The sequence below is a fragment of the Burkholderia sp. SIMBA_062 genome, assembly GCF_046534765.1.
Lineage (GTDB): Bacteria > Pseudomonadota > Gammaproteobacteria > Burkholderiales > Burkholderiaceae > Burkholderia > Burkholderia ambifaria.
Map to the genome: position 1 here is coordinate 1 of NZ_JAWRYD010000128.1, position 406 is coordinate 406.

Annotated in this window: 1 protein-coding gene; it reads left to right on the forward strand. The window is 61.3% G+C overall.

Annotated elements, in window-relative coordinates:
* On the forward strand, positions 1-406 hold a 406-nt coding region (locus SB786_RS35700), incomplete at both ends, for an efflux RND transporter permease subunit (protein WP_410731501.1).

A 406-nucleotide genomic window follows, 5' to 3' on the forward strand; every position in this document is an offset into this window, starting at 1 on the left:
CTCACGCTGGGAAACAGGCTCGCCGCGTCTGGAACGCTATAACGGTTATTCTGCGGTTGAGATTGTTGGGGAAGCCGCACCGGGGGTCAGTACCGGTACGGCGATGGATATTATGGAATCGTTAGTGAAGCAGCTGCCAAACGGCTTTGGTCTGGAGTGGACGGCGATGTCGTATCAGGAGCGGCTTTCCGGCGCGCAGGCTCCGGCGCTGTACGCCATTTCCTTGCTGGTGGTATTCCTGTGTCTGGCTGCGTTGTATGAAAGCTGGTCGGTGCCGCTGGCGGTGCTGCTGATCGTGCCGCTCGGCGTGTTCGGCGCGGCGCTCGGCACGACGCTGCGCGGGCTGTCGAACGACGTGTATTTCCAGGTGGGTCTGCTGGTGACCGTGGGTCTGTCGTCCAAGAAC